14 protein-coding genes are annotated in these 18912 nt (G+C 75.1%); 8 read left to right on the plus strand and 6 right to left on the minus strand.

Annotated elements, in window-relative coordinates; genetic code table 11:
• Window position 1: 1 nt before the first annotated feature.
• The gene (locus ACZ6PY_RS04570) at window positions 2–652 is read right to left on the minus strand and encodes a pyridoxine/pyridoxamine 5'-phosphate oxidase (RefSeq protein WP_466069146.1); all 651 of its coding nucleotides are present in this window, start codon (window positions 650–652) and stop codon (window positions 2–4) included.
• Window positions 653–755: 103 nt separating this feature from the next.
• Here ACZ6PY_RS04570 and ACZ6PY_RS04575 point away from each other — a divergent pair, with 103 nt between their 5' ends.
• Window positions 756–1916, plus strand: coding sequence for a 5-(carboxyamino)imidazole ribonucleotide synthase (locus tag ACZ6PY_RS04575; RefSeq protein WP_466069148.1), 1161 nt, complete (start codon window positions 756–758; stop codon window positions 1914–1916).
• Between the two features lie 52 nt (window positions 1917–1968).
• Window positions 1969–2460: a 5-(carboxyamino)imidazole ribonucleotide mutase gene (gene purE / locus ACZ6PY_RS04580; protein WP_466069150.1), complete on the plus strand. Its 492-nt coding sequence runs from the start codon at window positions 1969–1971 to the stop codon at window positions 2458–2460.
• Between the two features lie 58 nt (window positions 2461–2518).
• Here purE and ACZ6PY_RS04585 read toward each other — a convergent pair whose 3' ends face one another.
• Window positions 2519–7429 (minus strand): SCO7613 C-terminal domain-containing membrane protein, encoded by a 4911-nt coding sequence (locus ACZ6PY_RS04585; RefSeq protein ID WP_466069152.1) that lies wholly within the window; start codon window positions 7427–7429, stop codon window positions 2519–2521.
• Window positions 7430–7591: 162 nt separating this feature from the next.
• Entirely contained in the window at window positions 7592–9019 is a 1428-nt protein-coding gene (locus ACZ6PY_RS04590) for a UDP-glucose dehydrogenase family protein (RefSeq protein WP_466069154.1), read from the minus strand.
• 249 nt (window positions 9020–9268) lie between these two features.
• Here ACZ6PY_RS04590 and ACZ6PY_RS04595 point away from each other — a divergent pair, with 249 nt between their 5' ends.
• Entirely contained in the window at window positions 9269–10432 is a 1164-nt protein-coding gene (locus tag ACZ6PY_RS04595) for an acyl-CoA dehydrogenase family protein (RefSeq protein ID WP_355638516.1), read from the plus strand.
• A 55-nt stretch (window positions 10433–10487) separates the two neighbouring features.
• Here ACZ6PY_RS04595 and ACZ6PY_RS04600 read toward each other — a convergent pair whose 3' ends face one another.
• Entirely contained in the window at window positions 10488–11156 is a 669-nt protein-coding gene (locus ACZ6PY_RS04600) for a hypothetical protein (RefSeq protein ID WP_466069157.1), read from the minus strand.
• A 23-nt stretch (window positions 11157–11179) separates the two neighbouring features.
• On the opposite strand from ACZ6PY_RS04600, the gene ACZ6PY_RS04605 reads away from it, so the two are divergent.
• Window positions 11180–11695 carry an acyl-CoA thioesterase gene (locus ACZ6PY_RS04605; RefSeq protein ID WP_466069159.1) on the plus strand — a complete coding sequence of 172 codons (516 nt, stop codon included), beginning with the start codon at window positions 11180–11182 and terminating at the stop codon, window positions 11693–11695.
• Window positions 11696–11848: 153 nt separating this feature from the next.
• Window positions 11849–13837, plus strand: coding sequence for an acetoacetate--CoA ligase (locus tag ACZ6PY_RS04610; protein ID WP_466069161.1), 1989 nt, complete (start codon window positions 11849–11851; stop codon window positions 13835–13837).
• Between the two features lie 7 nt (window positions 13838–13844).
• Here ACZ6PY_RS04610 and ACZ6PY_RS04615 read toward each other — a convergent pair whose 3' ends face one another.
• Window positions 13845–14534 carry a TIGR03089 family protein gene (locus tag ACZ6PY_RS04615; protein ID WP_466069163.1) on the minus strand — a complete coding sequence of 230 codons (690 nt, stop codon included), beginning with the start codon at window positions 14532–14534 and terminating at the stop codon, window positions 13845–13847.
• 151 nt (window positions 14535–14685) lie between these two features.
• On the opposite strand from ACZ6PY_RS04615, the gene ACZ6PY_RS04620 reads away from it, so the two are divergent.
• A complete protein-coding gene (locus tag ACZ6PY_RS04620) occupies window positions 14686–15831 on the plus strand; it encodes a glycosyltransferase family 4 protein (RefSeq protein ID WP_466069165.1) in 1146 nt (381 codons plus the stop codon).
• Between the two features lie 63 nt (window positions 15832–15894).
• A complete protein-coding gene (locus ACZ6PY_RS04625) occupies window positions 15895–16986 on the plus strand; it encodes a mannose-1-phosphate guanylyltransferase (RefSeq protein ID WP_466069167.1) in 1092 nt (363 codons plus the stop codon).
• A gap of 12 nt (window positions 16987–16998) precedes the next feature.
• Here ACZ6PY_RS04625 and ACZ6PY_RS04630 read toward each other — a convergent pair whose 3' ends face one another.
• Window positions 16999–17571, minus strand: coding sequence for an NUDIX hydrolase (locus tag ACZ6PY_RS04630; protein WP_466069169.1), 573 nt, complete (start codon window positions 17569–17571; stop codon window positions 16999–17001).
• Between the two features lie 39 nt (window positions 17572–17610).
• Between ACZ6PY_RS04630 and ACZ6PY_RS04635 the strand changes: the two genes are divergently transcribed.
• The gene (locus tag ACZ6PY_RS04635) at window positions 17611–18684 is read left to right on the plus strand and encodes a hypothetical protein (protein WP_466069171.1); all 1074 of its coding nucleotides are present in this window, start codon (window positions 17611–17613) and stop codon (window positions 18682–18684) included.
• The last annotated feature ends 228 nt before the right edge of the window (window positions 18685–18912 follow it).

The following is an 18912-nucleotide window of genomic DNA, read 5'->3' on the forward strand; positions in this document are numbered from 1 at the left end:
GTCACGGCCAGAGCAGTTCGCGGCTCCACCCGTCGGCGGCCCGCCGGTACCGCAGGCGGACGTGCCGGCGCTCCCGGTCGGCCTGCCAGAACTCGACGCTCGCCGGGGTCACCGCGTAGACCGTGTGTCCCTCGGCGACCAGCCCGGGATCGGCGGCCAGCCGGGCGCGTACCTCGGCCAGCTCCCGGTCCAGCTCGGCGCGGTCGGCGAGGACGGCGCTCTGCCGGCCGGCCAGGGTCGCGATCCGGGAGCCCTCCGGCCGGGCCAGGAAGTCGCGGCGGGAGACGGCGGGGTCGGCGGGCCGGGCGGTGCCGCGTACCCGGACCTGCCTGCCCTGCTCCCGCCAGTGGAAGCCGAGTGCGACGTGCGGGTTGCCGGCGATCTGCCGGCCCTTGGCGCTGGTGGAGGTGGTGGCGAAGTGCCAGCCGGCGGCGTCCAGGTCCTTCAGGATCAGCACCCGCGCGTCGGGCGCGCCGTCGGCGTCGACCGTCGCGACCGTCATGGCGTGCGGCTCGTCCACGCCGGCGGCGACCGCTTCCGCGAGCCAGTCGGCGAAGAGGGCGATGGGCTCCGCCGGCACGTCGGTCGGGTCGAAGGACGGCATGTCGTGGGCCAGCACCGGCAGGGAGCGGAGCAGATCGCGGGTCGGCATGCCTTGATCTTGCCAACCGGCCCGCGTCGGTCCGCCCCACCTCGCCCCGGGTCCCGGCCCTCGGGACCGACGCCCGTCGCCGCCCCGATAGGCTGGCGGCGCTATGGATTCCCGTACCGGACTGCCTGTCGTCGGCATGGTGGGCGGTGGCCAACTGGCCCGGATGACCCACCAGGCCGCCATCGCCCTCGGCCAGTCGCTGCGCGTGCTCGCGCTCGCACCGGACGACGGCGCCGCCCTGGTCGCCGCCGACGTCCAGTACGGCGACCACACCGACCTCGCCGCCCTGCGCACCTTCGCCAAGGCGTGCGACGTGGTCACCTTCGACCACGAGCATGTGCCCAACGCGCACATCCGCACCCTGACCGAGGAGGGCGTAAAGCTCTTCCCGCCGGCCGAGGCGCTGCTGCACGCCCAGGACAAGCGGGTGATGCGCGAGCGGCTCGGTGAACTGGGCGCGCCGAACCCGGTCTGGCGCCCCGTCGAGACACCGGCCGACCTGCTCGCGTTCGGCGCGGAGATCGGCTGGCCGGTGGTGCTGAAGGCGGCCCGCGGCGGCTACGACGGCCGGGGCGTCTGGATGGTGGACGACGCCACCCAGGCCGCCGAGCTGGCCACCACGCTGCTGGCCGGGGGCACCCCGCTGATCGTCGAGGAGCGGGTGGCGTTGCGCCGGGAGCTGGCCGTGCAGGTGGCCCGCTCGCCGTTCGGGCAGGTCGCCGCCTACCCGGTGGTGGAGACGGTGCAGCGGGACGGCATCTGCGTCGAGGTGCTCGCCCCGGCGCCCGACCTGCCCGAGGAGCGGGCCGTCGCCGCGCAGCAGCTCGCCATCGACCTGGCCACCGCGCTCGGCGTGGTCGGCCTGCTCGCCGTGGAGCTGTTCGAGACGCCCACCGGGCTGGTGGTCAACGAGCTGGCCATGCGGCCGCACAACTCCGGGCACTGGACCATCGAGGGGGCCCGGACCTCCCAGTTCGAGCAGCACCTGCGGGCCGTGCTCGACTACCCGATGGGGGACACCTCGCTCACCGCGCCGGTCGTGGTGATGGCGAACGTGCTCGGCGGCGAGCCGGGCGGCATGTCCATCGACGAGCGGCTGCACCACCTCTTCGCCGCCGAACCCGGGGCCAAGGTCCACCTCTACGGCAAGCAGGTGCGCCCGGGCCGCAAGATCGGGCACGTCACCGTGCTCGGCGCCGACCTGGACGACGTACGGGCCCGGGCCGCGCGTGCTGCCCGCTGGCTGCGGGAGGGGCGCGAGTGAGCGCGAGGAGTGAGCTTGCGAGCCCCGCAGTCGCGAACGAAGGGCAGGCACAGTGAGCACCGTCGGGCTGATCATGGGCAGTGACTCGGACTGGCCGACCATGAGGGCCGCCGCCGAGGCGCTGGACGAGTTCGGCGTGCCCTACGAGGTCGGCGTGGTGTCGGCGCACCGCACCCCGGTCAAGATGATCGAGTACGGCCGGTCCGCCGCGGACCGGGGCGTCAAGGTGATCATCGCCGGGGCGGGCGGCGCCGCGCACCTGCCCGGCATGGTCGCCTCGGTCACCCCGCTGCCGGTGATCGGCGTGCCGGTGCCGCTGAAGTACCTCGACGGCATGGACTCGCTGCTCTCCATCGTGCAGATGCCGGCCGGGGTGCCGGTGGCCACGGTGTCGATCGGCAACGCCCGCAACGCCGGGCTGCTGGCCGTGCGCATCCTGGGCGCGTCCGACCCCGCGCTGCGGGACCGGATGGCCGCCTACCAGGCGAGCCTGGAGGACCTGGTCGCCGAGAAGGAGAAGGCGCTCCGCGCCTCCCTCGCCTGAACCCGCGGACCCGGCACCCTCTGCCCGCCCCCTACGGCGAGTGCCCACCCCTCCGGTTTCACCGCATCCCGCGGAGGGCCGTCTGGAGGCGCTCCTGGGCGCGGCGGCGCCGCTCGTTGCTCGCGCCCAGCACCAGCAGGACGAAGCCGACCGGGATCAGCACGAGCCACGGGCCGAGACTCACCAGCGCGTGCACCGCGGCGATCGCGGTGACCGTGGCGCCCACGATCACCGGCGCCTGCTGCTGGCTCGTCGAACCGAAGATCAGCACCGCGACGGCACCGAGCAGCAGCAGCACCTGGCGCAGCATGCTGGACTCGGTGGCCAGCACGATGGCCAGCGTCGGCACGAACGCGGCGACCAGTGCCGGCCCGTACGCCACCCAGCTCGACAGGTCCGGCCGGTGCCGCAGTTGCAGCACCCCGACCAGCAGGGCGAGCAGCGCGAACGGCAGCGTGTAGGCCTCGGGCAGCGCCACGTCGGCCGTCCGCATGAGGATCCACCAGGCGCTGATCTCGCAGATCACCACACCCCAGATGAGCAGGTTCCGTTCCGCCGGCCGCCGGCCCGGGCGGCTGGCCGCCATCCCGAGTACGGCGCCCCAGGCGGCCAGCAGCGCGGCGATGTGCCGGGGCGAGTCGTAGGCCAGGGCCAGCGCGATGAGCGCGGCGGCGTGGCCGCTCCACTCCACGGTGGCCGCCTCCCGGTACGCCTCGGGCCGGCGCAGCCGGGGCAGGGCGGCGGCGAAGACCTGGAGAGCCGCCCCGACGGCCAGCACCCCGAACGCGGACCAGACCGCGGCGAGACCGGCCACCAGGCCGAGCGTGAGCACGAAGAGCTGGGCCATCAGCGAGGCGAACAGCCAGCCGAGGATGCGGGCCCGCTGCGTGGTGCCGAAGAGGGCCGCGACCGTGCCCACGCCGACCGCGCCGCCCAGCGTGAACAGGGTCAGCTCCCGGGTGGCGAGGCTCCCGGAGAGCCCGGCGTTCCCGGCGGCCAGCCCGATGGCGAACACCAGCACCCGGGCGACCCGGATCGAGCGGGCCGGCTCGGCCAGCGCGGGCGGCGGGGTGAGTGCCAGCCCCAGCATCGAGACGGTGAAGACGGCCAGCCCGGCCATCGCGGTCACCGGCCAGCCGCGACCGAGCGCCACCGGGGTGATCAGCAACGTGAGCGCCGCCCCGGGCAGGACCACCGGCACGGCCCGGGACCGCCGGCCGCCGCTGAACCCGACGGCGGCCAGCGCCGCCGTCACGGTGAGCAGCAGCGCGGTGAGCACGTGCGTCGGGTCCACCGCCTCGGGTGGCGGGGTGAGCAGCCCCGGCGGGGGGCCCTGCCAGACCCGGGACACCACCTGGAGCGGCTCGACCAGCGCCACCACCAGCGCCGGCGCCAGCGTGGCCAGCGCCAGGGCGGTGGGCAGCGCCGCCGCGGCGAGCGCACCGGCCGCCGGGCTCACCCGCCAGCGGCGCTCGGCCGGGTCGTCGGGCGCGCGGCGCAACGCCCCGTTCAGCAGCACCGACCAGCGGCGGATCGGCTGGGCCGAACCGGCCGGTGGGACGGTGGCGGCCCGGATCAGCTCGGCGAGCACGCCGAGCAGCGCCGCCGCGGCGGCGTACACCCCGGCGGGTAGGTGGGTGACCACGGCGGCGGCCGCGCTGACCGTCGCGCCGCCCACCACGGCCACGCTGGCGTACGGCAGGTACTGCGGGACCTGCCGGCGGACCGCCGCCACCGCGGCCAGGCCGATGCTGGACGCGGCCAGCGCGGCGGTGAGCACCACCTGCGGGGGCCGGTCGTACTCGGCGGCCAGGGCGGCCACCGCCCCGGGCAGCGCGAGCAGGGCGGCGCCGGCCGCCGCGCCACCGACCTGCACGAGGTGCGCCGGCATCCCCTCGGTGCGGACGTCCTCCACGAGCGCCGGCGCGAGGGCCCGGGCCAGGGCGGCCACCGTCACCCCGATCAGCGCGATGCTGCCGAGCGCCAGCGCGGTGGTCCACGGGCGCACCAGCCCGGCGCCGGCGGCGTGCAGGGCGACGACCCCCGCCACCGTGGCGCGGGACAGCGCCGCGCGCGGGTCGGCCGCGGCCACCGCCGCCATCCCGAACACCGTGGCGACCATGGCGCCCACCAGCACCGGCGACCACCAGGGCAGGTCGAACGCGGCCGGCGCGCCGATGGTGGCCAGCACGGCGGCCGCGCCGGAGACGTCGTACCGCCAGGGCGCCGGCAGCAGGATGCCGGCGGCCACGGCCAGCAGCGCCAGCGCGACCGGCGCCTGCCAGGTGGACCCGCCGGTCGGCGCGGCCGGCCAGCCGCTCAGGTCGCCGGCCCAGATCGGGCCCGGCGTGGCGAGCACGCCGACCCCGCCGCGCAGCGCGCTCCACGCCGCGATGAGGCCGATCAGCGCGCCGCCGGCCCCGATGCCGAGGACGGGGCCGCGCCGCCACTCCTCCGGCATCGCCCGTGCGGCGACGGCGATCACCGTGACCAGCGCGGCGGCCACCACGAGCTGGCCGCCGGGGGCCAGCACGGCCGCGATCCGGACCAGGGTGGCGATGAGCGCCACCGTGGTGGCGGCGAGGGCCAGGTCCGAACCGTCGAGGGACAGGTCGGAGCGGCGGCCGGCGTCGATCCGGGGGGCCAGCGCCAGCAACGCGGCGGCGACCAGCAGCAGCCCGCCCAACCAGGCGTCGGCGGTGGTGGCGCCGGGCGCGCCGAACGCGGCCGCCGCGACGGCCACCGCGCCCAGCACGGTGCCGAGCGCGTGGGGCATGGTGAGGTGCCGCTGGGCGACCTGGACGAGGGCGGCGTAGCCGAGCGTGACGCACACGGCGAGGAAGCTCGCCGCGAGGATCGGGACGGTGACCTCGCGCAGGTTCGCCGGGGTGGGCGCCGGCACGGCCGGCACCGTGGCGGCGACGAACGCGGCCACCGCGCCGGGCAGCGCGAACGCGGCCCCGCCGGCCGCCCAGGCGCAGACCGTGTCCGCCGCGGCGGCGGCGATGCGGACCCGGGGCGCCAGCGAGACCAGCGCGCCGGCCAGGAACAGCAGGGTCAGCGCGGCGGCGGTCAGCGCGGGCCGGGCGAGCGCGGCCCCGGCCCCGATCAGCCCCAGCCCGGCGGCGGTCACCGAGTGGGCCACCGCGGCGCGCTCGGTGCCCGCGGTGAGACCGAGCACGCCGACGGCCACCGCGGTCAGCAGCATCGGCCAGCAGGCGGTCGCCCAGCCCAGCCCCAGCGAGGCCGGCACGGCGAGCGCGGTCAGCCCGGCGCCGACCACCGCGAACTCGCGCCGGATCTCCGCCGGCAGGGCGACCACGGCGGCGACGGTGAGCAGCAGGGCGCTGGCGGCCAGCTGCCAGCCGGTGGGGCCGACCGCCGCGGCCAGCTCGGCGTGCCAGTCGCTCAGCTCCGCCGACCAGGCGGGCAGCGCGGCGCGGACCGGGGCCAGCCCGGCGCGCAGCGCGCCGCCAGCCACGACCAGGCCGCTGACCGTGAGCGCCACCGCCGAGGCGAGCTGCGGACCCCGCCGGGCCGCCTCCGGTACGCCCCGGACGGCGAACCCGGTGAGCGCGATGACCGCGGCGATGAGCAGCAGCGACCGGCCGGGGAAGGCGACCGAGGCGACCCGGCCCAGCGCGCCGATCACCGCGAGGGTGACGATGCCGGCGCCCACGTCCGGCAGCGGCGGCCGGCGCAGCACCAGCGTGCCGGCGAGCCCGACCAGCGCGGCGAGCAGCAGGACGGCCCCCGCCCCGGCGGCGGTCGGCACGGTGACGGCGCGCAGCAGGGCGGTGACCGCGTACGCCAGGGCGACGGCGACCGCCGCCCCGTGCAGCAGCCAGGTCAGCTCGCGCAGCCAGGGCACCGGGCGGGCCGGCGGGACCCGCTCCGCGCCGGCGGGCGGCTCCGCGCCGAGCACCTCGCCGGATTCCTCCGGGTCCGACTCGGGCCGGCCGTCGGCGGCCCGCTGCCGGGGCGGGGCGGGTTCCGGCGGCGGGCTCGGCAGGTCACGCCGGACGGGGCGTTCGACAGTCACCGCCGAGCGGGCCAGCGCGAGGTCGGCCACCGCCACCACGGTGAGCACCAGCGCCCAGCCGGCCGGCCCGGTGATCCGCTCGTACGCCAGCAGCGGCAGCACGGGCTGGGCGGCCAGCACGGTGGCGAAGCGGGGAGCCCGCAGCCCGGTCCAGTACGCGTAGCCGAACGCGACAACGGTGGTGACCAGGAAGATCGACCCGGAGAAGGCGGGGCCGGAGGTGCCGCCGCCGACCCGGTCGACGGCCCAGAGCGCGTACCCGGCCAGCGGCAGCAGCAGCAGGCCCACCGCGGCGATCGTCTCGGCGGTCGAGGTGAGCCCGCGCCGGGCCACCACCGGCGGGGCGAGCAGCATCAGCACAGTGGCGACCAGCAGCACGCCGAGCCGGGCCAGCGCGTCCATCGAGCTGGTGGCCACGGCGGCGAAGACCACCGCCGCGATGCCGAGCAGCAACGCGCCGAGCCCGAGGGGGATGTTCTGCACCTCCCGGGAGGACGCCTCGGGCGGGTGTTCCGGATTGTCCGCGTCGAGCCACTGTGGGCGGCCGCGCGGCGGTGACGGGGGGAGGTCGTCCGGGCCGGTCGGCGGGGTGCCCTGGCGGGGCACCCGCGGCGGCGCGCCGGTGGTGGCGGTCGGCGGGCGGCGACCGGGCCGGCGGCGCAGCACGCGGCGCGGCCGGGTGGCCTGCTTGATCCGCTCCTCGCCGGCGTGCGCCAGGATGTCCCGCTGGAAGAGGGCGGCCTGCATCTTGGCGGCGATCTGCCGTTGCTCGCGGGCGATCTCGGCGTCGCGGGCCTTCATCTCGGCGATCGAGCGCTCGATCTCGGCCAGGTGCTCGGCCCACTGTGGCTGGTCGGCGCCGCAGTGCGGGCAGGCGACGGCGGGCTTGATCTCCCGCCCGCACGAGGCGCACCTGAAGGTCTGCACGACACTCTCCCGTCCGGTCGGCCCCCGCGCGGTGAACCTCCCAGTCGCAGCATGCCTTGAGCGGGCCCGGATTTCGACAGTTGCCGGCGCGTTCCGGACAACAAAAAGAGCCGGCCGGTCGGGGAACGGGTCCCCGGCCGGCCGGCCGACGCGTGCACCGTGTCAGGGGCGGCCCATGCCGCGGTACTCCCATCCGGCCTGCGTCCACAGTGTGGAGTCCAGGCAGTTGCGGCCGTCGACCACCTTGCGGCCGTTGGCCAGTTCGCCCAGGGCGACCGGGTCGGCGTTGCGGAACTCGGCCCACTCGGTGAGGACGCAGACCAGGTCGGCGCCCTGGACGGCGTCGTTCATGGTCGCCTCGTAGGTCAGCTCGGGCACGGCCCGGCGGGCGTTCTCCACGCCCTGCGGGTCGAACACGTGCACGTCGGCGCCGGCCTTGCCGAGCAGCGCGGCGACGGCGAGGGCCGGGGCGTCCCGGACGTCGTCGGTGTTCGGCTTGAACGTGGCGCCGAGCACGGCGATCCGGGTGCCGGACAGATCCGGGCCGGCCGGGCCGGAGCGGCGGCCGAGCAGCTCGGCGGCGAGCTGGATCACCCGGGTCCGCCGGCGCAGGTTGATCAGGTCCACCTCGTGCAGGAAGCGGAGGGCCTCGCCGGCGCCGAGCTCCTGGGCGCGGGCCTGGAAGGCCCGGATGTCCTTGGGCAGGCAGGCGCCGCCGAAGCCGAGGCCGGCCTGGAGGAAACGGTTGCCGATCCGGGGGTCGTAGCCGATCGATCGGGCGAGCTGGGTGACGTCGCCGCCGGCGGCCTCGCAGACCTCGGCCATCGCGTTGATAAAGGAGATCTTGGTGGCCAGGAAGGCGTTCGCGGCGACCTTGACCAGCTCCGCCGTGGCGAAGTCGGTGACCACCAGCGGCACCTCGCGGTCCTCGGTGGCAGCCAGGTCGAAGACGCCCTTGTGGGCGGCGTAGAGCATGCCGTTGGCCCACTCGCTCTTGACCCCGACGACGATCCGGTTGGGCCGCAGCACGTCGTCGACGGCGAAGCCCTCCTGGAGGAACTCGGGGCTCCAGGCCACCTCGACGCCCAGGTCGGCCGGGGTGTGCTTGCCGACGAGCTGCTCCACCCACTCGGCGGTGCCCACCGGCACGGTGGACTTGCCGACGATCAGCGCCTTGCGGGTCAGGTGCTGGGCGAGGCTGGTGACCGACGCCTCGACGTACGACAGGTCGGCGCCCATCCCGTCGGCCCGCTGGGGGGTGCCGACGCAGATGAAGTGCACGTCGCCGAAGTCGGCGGTCTCCTGGATGTCGGTGCTGAAGCGGAGCCGGCCGGCGGCCAGGTTGCGGCGGAGCAGCTCGTCCAGGCCCGGCTCGTGGATCGGCACCTCGCCGGCGTTCAGCTTCGCGATCTTGTCCGCGTCGACGTCGAAGCCCAGGACCTCGTAGCCCAGCTCGGCGTAGCAGATGGCGTATGTCGCGCCGAGGTAGCCGGTGCCCAGGAAGGTCACGCGGGGTCGGGCCGCGCCGGAGGGCGGCGTCACCGCGGCGATGGCGGGCATCGGCTGAGTGTTCGGGTACGGGATCGTCACGCCTGTTTTCTCCGCTCGCACTGGCGGCGCTTCCTTGCGTCGCGTTCGGCTGGGGCGCCAGGGCCGGCACCGAGGGAACTCTCTCGTCTTGTGTGAGGGTAGTTGTGGCCTGTCGCCGTCGCTCGTGCGCGAGCCTACCCGCCGGTAAGGTCCGGCTGAACCCTGGTGGCTATCCTTCAGTCTGCGGCAGTCGGCAGCCTTCCGGGCGCCACAGACTGCGCATGATAGCGGTGAAAGGGGAGGGCCGACATGCCCGCAGAGCAGTCGTTCGACGTCTACCGGTTGCCGGAGGAGCACGAGGCGATCCGGGAGGCGGTCCGGGAGGTCTGTGCGGCGAAGGTCGCTCCGCACGCCGCCGAGGCGGATGAGACGGGTGAGTTCCCGAAGGCGTCCTACGATGCGCTGCGGGCCGCCGACTTCCACGCCCCGCACATCCCGGTCGAGTACGGCGGCGCGGGCGCGGACGCCCTGGCCACGGCCATCGTGATCGAGGAGGTGGCCCGCGCCTGCGCCTCGTCCTCGCTGATCCCGGCGGTGAACAAGCTGGGCACCATGCCGCTGATCCTGGCCGGCTCCGAGGAGCTGAAGCGGAAGTACCTGACCCCGGTGGCGGCCGGTGACGCGATGTTCTCCTACTGCCTCTCCGAGCCGGAGGCGGGCAGCGACGCCGCCTCGATGACCACCAAGGCGGTCCGGGACGGCGACCACTGGGTGCTCAACGGCGTGAAGCGGTGGATCACCAACGCGGGCGTCTCGGAGTACTACACCGTCTTCGCTGTGACGGATCCCACAGCCCGCTCGAAGGGCATTTCGGCCTTCGTGGTGGAGAAGGCCGACGCCGGGGTGAGCTTCGGCGCGCCGGAGAAGAAGCTCGGCATCAAGGGCTCGCCGACCCGCGAGGTCTACTTCGACAACGTCCGGATCCCGGCCGACCGCATGATCGGCGCCGAGGGCACCGGTTTCGCCACCGCGATGCGGACCCTGGACCACACCCGGGTCACCATCGCCGCCCAGGCGGTCGGCATCGCGCAGGGCGCGCTGGACTACGCCAAGGGCTACATCCAGGAACGCAAGCAGTTCGGCAAGCCGGTCGCCGACTTCCAGGGCATCCAGTTCATGGTCGCCGACATGGGCATGAAGCTGGAGGCGGCCCGGCAGCTCACCTACACGGCCGCCGGCAAGTCGGAGCGCGGCGACGCCGACCTGACCTACTTCGGCGCGGCGGCCAAGTGCTTCGCCTCGGACGCCGCCATGGAGATCACCACCGACGCGGTGCAGTTGCTCGGCGGCTACGGCTACACCCGGGACTACCCGGTCGAGCGGATGATGCGGGACGCCAAGATCACTCAGATCTACGAGGGCACCAACCAGGTGCAGCGCATCGTCATGGCGCGCCAGCTGCTCAAGGGCTGACCCGCAGCGGCGACGATCGGGCGGGCGGGCCGGGTGACCGGCCCGCCCGCGGTCGTCAACGGATCTCGGTGGTGCCCTCCGGTCGGGTGGTCGCGCGCGGGGGCGCGGACCACGGCGACTCGCCGCCGGTGCGGCGGGGCAGGGGTTCGGTGGGGGTGTCGGGATAGGCCAGCGTGAGCGGTGCCGTGTCGCCGTCCTTCGTCGCGTCCTTCTTCGGGTCCGCCGGAGGCCAGTCGCCGAGCGAGGGGTTGTGCTCGACCGGCTTGTCGGCCGGGGTCAGCTCCGCCTCGGCCGGCCCGGCCGGCCGCTGTCGCCACCGCTGGCCGCTGAACACGGCCATCAGCAGCAGCACGCCGATGAGGAACAGCGTGCCGTTCTCCAGCGGCTGGCGCAGCGGCAGCGGGTCCCCGAGCATCTTCCAGTCCTCGGGGATCCGGTCCCGGACGTTGAACGGCGCGACGAACAGCCCGAGGTACGGGACCACGAGCAGCAGCCCGGCCACGGCCGGGCCGAGCGGCGAGAAGCGCAGCGTGCCGAGCAGGCCGAGCAGGATGCCGGCGACGCCCAGGTACACGGCCGGCTCGATCAGGTTGGGCGTGCTGTACGTACCGATCTCCACCCAGCGGTGCACGGTGCGCCCAGATCCGTCCTGACCGAGCGTGACGAGCACCCAGGTGACGGGCGCCACCACCAACCCGGCGAGGAAGCTCCAGAGATGTCGCATCCGCGCACCGTACCGTTTCCGGCATGACAGATCACCCCGCCGCCCCTCCGGGCAAGCCGACTTCGTACTCGCGCGTCACGCTGAGTCGCATCATGACCGCTGTCGATGTCAATCTGTACGGGACCGTTCACGGTGGGGTACTGATGAAGTTCGTCGACGACGTGGCCGGCGCGGCGGCCGCCCGGCACAGCGGCGGCACCGCGGTGACCGCCTCGATCGACGAGATCGTCTTCTCCGAGCCGGTCCGGGTGGGCGACCTGGTGCACGCGCACGCCCAGGTGAACTGGACCGGCAACACCTCGATGGAGGTCGGGGTGAAGGTGGTCGCCGAGCGCTGGGACTCGGCCGAGGACGAGCCGGTCCGGGTCGCCACGGCGTACCTGGTGTTCGTGGGGGTGGACGTGGGCGGCGCGCCGCGGGCGGTCCGGCCGGTGCTGCCGGAGACGCCGGAGGACGAGCGGCGCTACCGGGAGGCGGAGATCCGCCGGGCCCACCGGCTGGCCCGCCGCCGGGCGATCCAGGCCCACCGCGCCGGCTGAGGGACGCCGGCCCACACCCCGCGGTGCCCGGGCGTGTGGGCCGGCCACGCCCCGTCACCGGCACCCGGTACGGAGAATGGCCTGGCGAGGTAGGGCAAGATGGCGCCACGGCCCATGCACAGTGTCGTGACGGGCCTCAGGGAGGGTGGAACAGTGGGTGACGTGCTGTGGACGCCGCCGGCCGACGTGCGTGAGCGGTCCCGGATCGGCGACTACCTGCGCTGGCTGGCCGAGCACCGGGGGCTGGAGTTCGCCGACTACGACGCGCTGTGGCAGTGGTCGGTGACCGACCTGGACGCCTTCTGGCGGTCGATCTGGGACTACTTCGAGGTAGTGGCGCACACCCCGCCGACCGCCACGCTCAGCGACCGGACCATGCCGGGCGCCCGGTGGTTCCCCGGCGCCACCCTCAACTACGCCGAGAACGTGCTGCGGATGCCCGGCCGGGCCGACGACGACCCGGTGGTGATCGCGCACGGGCAGACCCGCGCCCCGGAGACGCTGACCGCCGCGCGGCTGCGCGACCAGGTCCGCCGGGTGGCGGCCGGCCTGCGCCGGCTCGGCGTGGGGCAGGGCGACCGGGTGGCGGCGTACGCGCCGAACATCCCGGAGACCTACGTCCTGCTGCTCGCCACCGCCAGCCTCGGCGCGATCTTCTCCTCCTGCGCGCCCGAGTTCGGCACCCGCAGCGTCACCGACCGCTGGCAGCAGATCGAGCCCACGGTGCTCGTGGCGGTCGACGGCTACCGCTACGGCGACAAGCCGGTCGACCGGCGCGCCGAGGTGGCCGCGATCCGGGCCGCCCTGCCGTCCCTGCGGCACACCGTCGGCATCGCCTACCTCGACCCGGCCGGGGCGCCCCCGGAGGGCGCGCTCTCCTGGGGGGAGCTGGCGGCGGAGACCGACGAGCCGCTGACCTTCACGCCGGTGCCCGTCGACCACCCGCTCTACGTGCTCTACTCCTCCGGCACCACAGGCCTGCCCAAGCCGATCGTGCACGGTCACGGCGGCATCCTGCTGGAGCACCTGAAGATGCTGGCCCTGCACCACGACCTGGGCCCGGCCGACCGGTTCTTCTGGTTCACCACCACCGGCTGGATGATGTGGAACTTCCTGGTCTCCGGGCCGGCGGTGGGCGCGACGATCGTGCTGTTCGACGGCAACCCGGGCCACCCGGACCTCGGCGCGCTCTGGCGGCTGGCGGCGGAGACCGGCACCACCTACTTCGGGACCTCGGCGCCGTTCCTGCTGGCCTGCCGCAAGGCCGGGCTGGTCCCGAAGGAGATCGCCGACCTGTCCGCGCTGCGCGGGGTCGGCTCCACCGGCGCCCCGCTGCCCGCCGAGGGCTTCACCTGGGTCTACGAGACCGTCGGCGACAGCCTCCAGCTCCAGTCGCTCTCCGGCGGCACCGACGTCTGCACCGGTTTCGTCGGCGGTGTGCCGCTGCTGCCCGTGCACGCCGGGGAGATCACCTGCCGGGCGCTCGGCGCCAAGGTGGAGGCCCGCTCGGCCGACGGCACGCCGGTGATCGGCCAGCTCGGCGAGCTGGTGATCACCGAGCCGATGCCGAGCATGCCGGTCGGTTTCTGGAACGACACCGACGGCTCCCGCTACCGGGAGGCCTACTTCGAGGTCTACCCGGGCGTCTGGCGGCACGGCGACTGGATCACCGTCAACGAGCGCGGCGGCTGCGTGATCACCGGCCGCTCCGACGCCACCCTCAACCGGGGCGGCGTCCGGCTCGGCACGGCCGAGTTCTACTCGGTGGTCGAGGGGCTCGACGAGGTGGTCGACTCGGTCGTGGTGCACCTGGAGGACGACGAGGGCGGCGCCGGCGAGCTGCTGCTGTTCGTGGTGCTCGCGGAGGGCCTGGAGCTGGACGACGCGCTGCGGCGCAGGATCTGCCGGGAGCTGCGGACCGCGCTGTCGCCGCGGCACGTCCCCGACGAGATCCACCAGGTCCGGGCGGTGCCGCGCACCCTGTCGGCGAAGAAGCTGGAGGTGCCGGTCAAGAAGATCCTCACCGGCACCCCGGTGGACCGCGCCGCCGCCAAGGGCGCCCTGGCCAACCCGGAGTCGCTGACCGCCTTCGCCGCGTTCGCCCAGCGCCGCGCCGAGTCGGACCACCCGGCCCCGGCCTGACCCCCGGTCAGGCGAGGGCCCGGGTGACCTTCTCCGTCGCGGTGCGCTGGTCCAGGCGGGCCGGGTCCAGGTTGGCGCACGCCACCAGGGTGGCGCCGGCGGTGAGCGGGGCCAGCAGCCAGTCGACCGGGTCGGCGTGCCGGGTCACGTCGACCAGGAGCCGGTCGCCGGGCGTGAGGCACAGCTCCGTGGCCCGGGCCTCCGCGCGGGCCAGCAGCGCCGCGTCCCCGCCACCACCGCCCGGGTACGGGGTGAAGTGGTCGCCGTGCCCGCGTACCGCCGAGACGAAGTCGGCGAAGCCGGCCGGCACCTCCCGCATCGGCAGCGCGAACGGGTCCAGGGCCAGCGCGTAGCGCTCCCCGGCCGACCAGCCGCCCGCCTCGTCGACCCGGCCGGCGGCGGCGAAGAGCACGTCCACGTCGCCCGGCGTGTCGGCCACGGTCAGCTTCGCCGACCAGCAGCCGAGCAGCACGGCGGCGGTCTGCCAGTGCGGCGGCAGCAGCACGGCGGCCGTGTCGCCGGGGGCGAGGGCGATCTCGTCGACGAGCAGGTTGGCCGTCTTGGCCACCCAGTTCGCCAGCGTCGCGCCGGAGAGTTCGGTGCGCTCGCCGGTGGCGTCGTCGTACCAGGTCAGCAGCGGTCGGGCGGGGTCGGTCGCGATCGCGTCGGCGAACACCCGGGCAATGTTGTCGGCCATCGGCGCGAACGATACGCGCCCGGTACGCGTACTCGATGACAACGACAAGTCGGCGTACCGTCGGGTCGCAGTCAGCGTCGGGCACCCGGCCCGGCGTAGGCTTGCCGACAGTGTTGTTCCCCACAGACGCGCCAGCCTGAGGAGTCGCCCCGTGACCGCCGGTCGCCCGCCCCGCGTGCTCATCGACGCCACGAGTGTCCCCGCCGATCGCGGCGGCGTCGGTAGATACGTCGACGGCCTGCTCGGTGCCCTCGGCCGGGTCTGCGGCTCCGGCGTCGACCTGGCCGTGGTGAGCCTCCGCACCGACCTGGAGCGCTACACCCGGATGCTGCCCGGCGCCGAGGTGATCCCCGCCCCGGCGGCCGTCGCCCACCGCCCGGCCCGGCTCGCCTGGGAGCAGACCGGCCTGCCGCTGCTGGCCCAGCAGGTCGGCGCGGAGGTGCTGCACTCGCCCTTCTACACGTGCCCGCTGCGGGCCGGCTGCCCGGTCACGGTCACCGTGCACGACGCGACCTTCTTCACCGAGCCGGAGCACTACGACAAGTCGCGCCGCACCTTCTTCCGCAGCGCGATCAAGACCTCGCTGCGCCGGGCCGACCGGGTGATCGTGCCGAGCAAGGCCACCCGGGACGAGCTGATCCGCCTGCTGGACGCCGACCCGACCCGGATCGACGTGGCCTACCACGGTGTCGACCAGGCCGCCTTCCACGCGCCGAGCGAGGAGGAGAAGGCCCGGGTGCGGGCCCGCCTCGGGCTGGGCAGCAGCAGCTACGTGGCGTTCCTCGGGGCCAAGGAGCCGCGCAAGAACGTGCCCAACCTGATCCGCGGCTGGGCCCGCGCGGTGGGCGACCGGGCGGACGCGCCCGCGCTGGTCATCGCGGGCGGCCAGGGGCACGACGACGACATCGACCGGGCGGTGGCCGAGGTGCCGTCGCACCTGCGGCTGCTGCGCCCGGGCTACCTGCGCTACGCGGACCTGCCCGGTTTCCTCGGTGGCGCGCTGGTCGCCGCCTACCCGTCCTACGGGGAGGGCTTCGGCCTGCCCATCCTGGAGGCGATGGCGTGCGCCGCGCCGGTGCTCACCACGCCGCGGCTCTCCCTGCCCGAGGTGGGCGGCGACGCCGTGGCCTACACCAGCGAGGACCCGGATCAGATCGCCACCGACCTGACCGCCCTGCTCGACGACGAGCAGCGCCGGCTCTCCCTGGCCAAGGCCGGTTTCGACCGGGCCAAGGAGTTCACCTGGGAGTCCAGCGCCGAGGTGCACATCGCCGCGTGGAGCCGGGCGCGTTCCTGAGTGTCACCTGCGGGTACGCCCGACCGGGGGCCCGTAGCACGGCGGTTCGGGCATGATGTGCTGATGTTCTACGCCGTCATCCCGGCGGGTGGCAGTGGCACGAGGTTGTGGCCGCTGTCCCGTGCCGGCCACCCCAAGTTCCTCCACCCGCTGACCGGCACCCCGGCCTCGCTGCTCCAGGCGACGGTCGACCGGCTGTCGCCGCTGACCACGCCGGACCGGACGCTGGTGGTCACGGGGGCCGCGCACGTCGCGGCGGTGGCGCGGCAACTGGCCGGCGTGCCGGAGGAGAACATCCTGGTCGAGCCCTCGCCGCGGGATTCCTGCGCCGCGATCGCGCTGGCCGCCGCGGTGATCGCCGAGCGTGACCCGGAGGCGGTGATGGGCTCCTTCGCCGCCGACCACCTCATCGGTGACCCGGCGCGCTGGGCCGAGGTGGTCCGGCAGGCGATCCGCGGCGCCGAGCAGGGTTCGCTCATGACGGTGGGCATCACCCCGACCCGGCCGGAGACGGGCTACGGCTACCTGGAGACCGGCGAGCCGGTGGGCGACGGCACCCTGCGCCCGGTCGTCGAGTTCAAGGAGAAGCCGGCCGCGGACGTGGCCGAGGGCTACGTGCGTTCCGGCCGGCACCTCTGGAACGCCAGCATGTTCGTCTGGCGGGTGGACGTCTTCCTGGCCGAGCTGGCCCGGCAGCAGCCGGCCCTGCACGCGGGGATCACCGCGATCGCGGCGGCGTGGGGCACCCCGGAGCAGGACGACGTCCTCGGCACGGTCTGGCCGACCCTGCCGAAGATCTCCGTCGACTACGCGGTGATGGAGGGCGCGGCGACCGCCGGCCGGGTCGCGACCGTCCCGGGCGACTTCGGCTGGAACGACGTCGGCGACTTCCACACCCTCGGTGAGGTGCTGCCCGCGGACGCCGCCGGCAACGTGGTGCTGGGCGGCGACGCCAAGCCCGGCGTGCTGCTGCGGGACACCAGCGGCCTCGTGGTGGTGCCGCAGTCCGGCCGGCTGGTGGCCGCGATCGGCGTCCACGACCTGATCGTGGTGGACACCCCGGACGCCCTGCTGGTCTGCCCGCGCGACCGGGCGCAGGACGTGAAGAAGGTGGTCGACGAGCTCAAGGAGCGCGGCGAGGAGGGGCTGGTCTGACCGGGCGCCGGGTCAGCCGGCGGCCCGCCGGGCCAGCGCGGCCAACCCCGGCGCCACCAGCTGGACGGTCCCGTCGGCCAGCGGCTCGGGCAGCCGGTCCGGCGGGAACCAGCCCAGCGCCTCGGACTCCGCGCTGACCCGCTCGGTCGCCCCGGCGGGAGCCAGCACGGCGAACCGGACGTCGTAGTGCAGCGAGCCGCCCTGGCAGGCCACCGGGTGGACGTCCACGTCGATCGGCTCCGGGTCGACCACCAGGCCGGCGATCCCGGACTCCTCGGTGGCCTCGCGCAGCGCGGCCGCCGCCAGGGTCCGGTCGCCGGGCTCGCAGTGCCCGCCGAGCTGCACCCACTTGCGGAACCTGCCGTGCAGGCAGAGCAGCACCCGGGCGCCCGCCGCGTCGAGCACCAGCGCGCTCGCGGTGAGGTGACCGGGCCGGTGCGCCCGGCTCATCGCCACCGGTCCGGCCGCCAGCAGGGCCAGCGTCCGGTCCCGGTTCGCGGCGGCCGCCGCGCTGGTCGCCGTCCAGCGGCTCAGCACCGCCGTGGCGTCGGCGTGCAGGTCGGCGTACGTCTCGGTGTCCGGCACCCCGCCACTGTACGGGCGCGCCCTCCGTACCCTGGCCCGGTGACCCTCCGACTCGTCGAGTTCGTCGTGGCCGGCAACGAGGCCAGCGACCTGCTGCCCGTCCGCTCCCCGGCGGTGCTGCGCGCCCACGGCGCCCGCCGGGGATTCTGGACCGTCCTCGACGAGGGCCCGGTGGAACAGTGCCTGGCGCTGCTGCTGGAGCGCGCCGACGGCGAGTGGGTGGCGCACCACGTGGCCGCCGACGCCGGCCGGGAGAACGGCCGTACCGAGGACGGTGAGGCGCTCGCCCACCACGACGGCTGGGTGTACGTCTTCGGCTCGCACTTCGGCTCGAAGGCCGGCCCGCTGCGCCCCCGGCGGGCGTTCGTGGCCCGGTTCCGGGAGGACGACGCGGCCGGCGGGACGCTGCCGCTGCACGTGGTGCGCAACCGGTTCCGGCTGCACCGGGCGATCAACGACGCCCTCGCCGCCGCGCCGCTGACGCCGCTTCCGGCGGGGGAGCGCGTCCGGCAGCGGTTCATCGTGGAGACGCGGGACCGGGGCACCGCCCGGGCCAAGAGCTGGGTGAGCCGGCTGGCCGAGGACGACCTGCCCGTCAACGTCGAGGCGGCGGCCTTCACCCCGGCCGGGACGGTGCTGCTCGGGCTGCGCTTCCCGGTGACCGCCGAGGGCGAGCCCATCCTGGTCGAGCTGGCCGGTGTGGCCGACATGTTCGGCGCCGGCACCGGGTCGCGGCGGGACGCCGGGCCGGAGGCGTCGCCGGGCTGGCCACGCGCCGTCGGGGCGTACGCCCTGACCGGGGTGACCCCGGCGGGCGCGCTGACCGGCTTCCGGGCCGTCGCGCCGACGCCGGACGGCGGCTACGCGGCGGTGATCGGCTCGATCGACGCGGTCGGCAAGGGCTCGGTGCTGCTGGACGACCACCCGCTCGGCGGCCCGGTGACCTCGCGGCACGTCCGGTTCCGGCACGACGTCGGCCCGGACGCCCGGGTGGCGGGAAAGCTGGTGGCCGAGCTGGCGCCGTTCCACCACGTGGAGGGGCTGGCCGAGCTGGACGGGCGGTGCTACTACGTCACCGACGAGGATCACCGGGTGGCGCTGTGGCTCGGCTGAGCGGTCGCCGGACGACACCCCTACGGAGAAAAAGCCGCAGACCCTCGTGGTGCCGTCCGGCCGACCGGCGCGCCCGCTGGTCGACAGCCGGTTCGGCGTCGCCGAACCCGGCGTGGCGGGCAAGAGGAAGTCTGCCCAACCCGGCCGGGCACCGTCGAGGTTTTTCATCCCACGCTTAAAGATGGAGATAAGTACCGGCGGGTACAGTGCTCAACGTGGCGGGCACTC

The organism is Micromonospora sp. NPDC048907, from assembly GCF_055586885.1.

Bases quoted from the DNA above. Each gene is read 5' to 3' on its own strand.
- ACZ6PY_RS04570 (WP_466069146.1), bottom strand. From the start codon at position 652: ATGCCGACCCGCGATCTGCTCCGCTCCCTGCCGGTGCTGGCCCACGAC.
- ACZ6PY_RS04605 (WP_466069159.1), top strand. From the start codon at position 11,180: ATGACAGATCACCCCGCCGCCCCTCCGGGCAAGCCGACTTCGTACTCG.
- ACZ6PY_RS04615 (WP_466069163.1), bottom strand. From the start codon at position 14,534: ATGGCCGACAACATTGCCCGGGTGTTCGCCGACGCGATCGCGACCGAC.
- ACZ6PY_RS04595 (WP_355638516.1), top strand. From the start codon at position 9,269: ATGCCCGCAGAGCAGTCGTTCGACGTCTACCGGTTGCCGGAGGAGCAC.
- ACZ6PY_RS04625 (WP_466069167.1), top strand. From the start codon at position 15,895: ATGTTCTACGCCGTCATCCCGGCGGGTGGCAGTGGCACGAGGTTGTGG.
- ACZ6PY_RS04600 (WP_466069157.1), bottom strand. From the start codon at position 11,156: ATGCGACATCTCTGGAGCTTCCTCGCCGGGTTGGTGGTGGCGCCCGTC.
- ACZ6PY_RS04575 (WP_466069148.1), top strand. From the start codon at position 756: ATGGATTCCCGTACCGGACTGCCTGTCGTCGGCATGGTGGGCGGTGGC.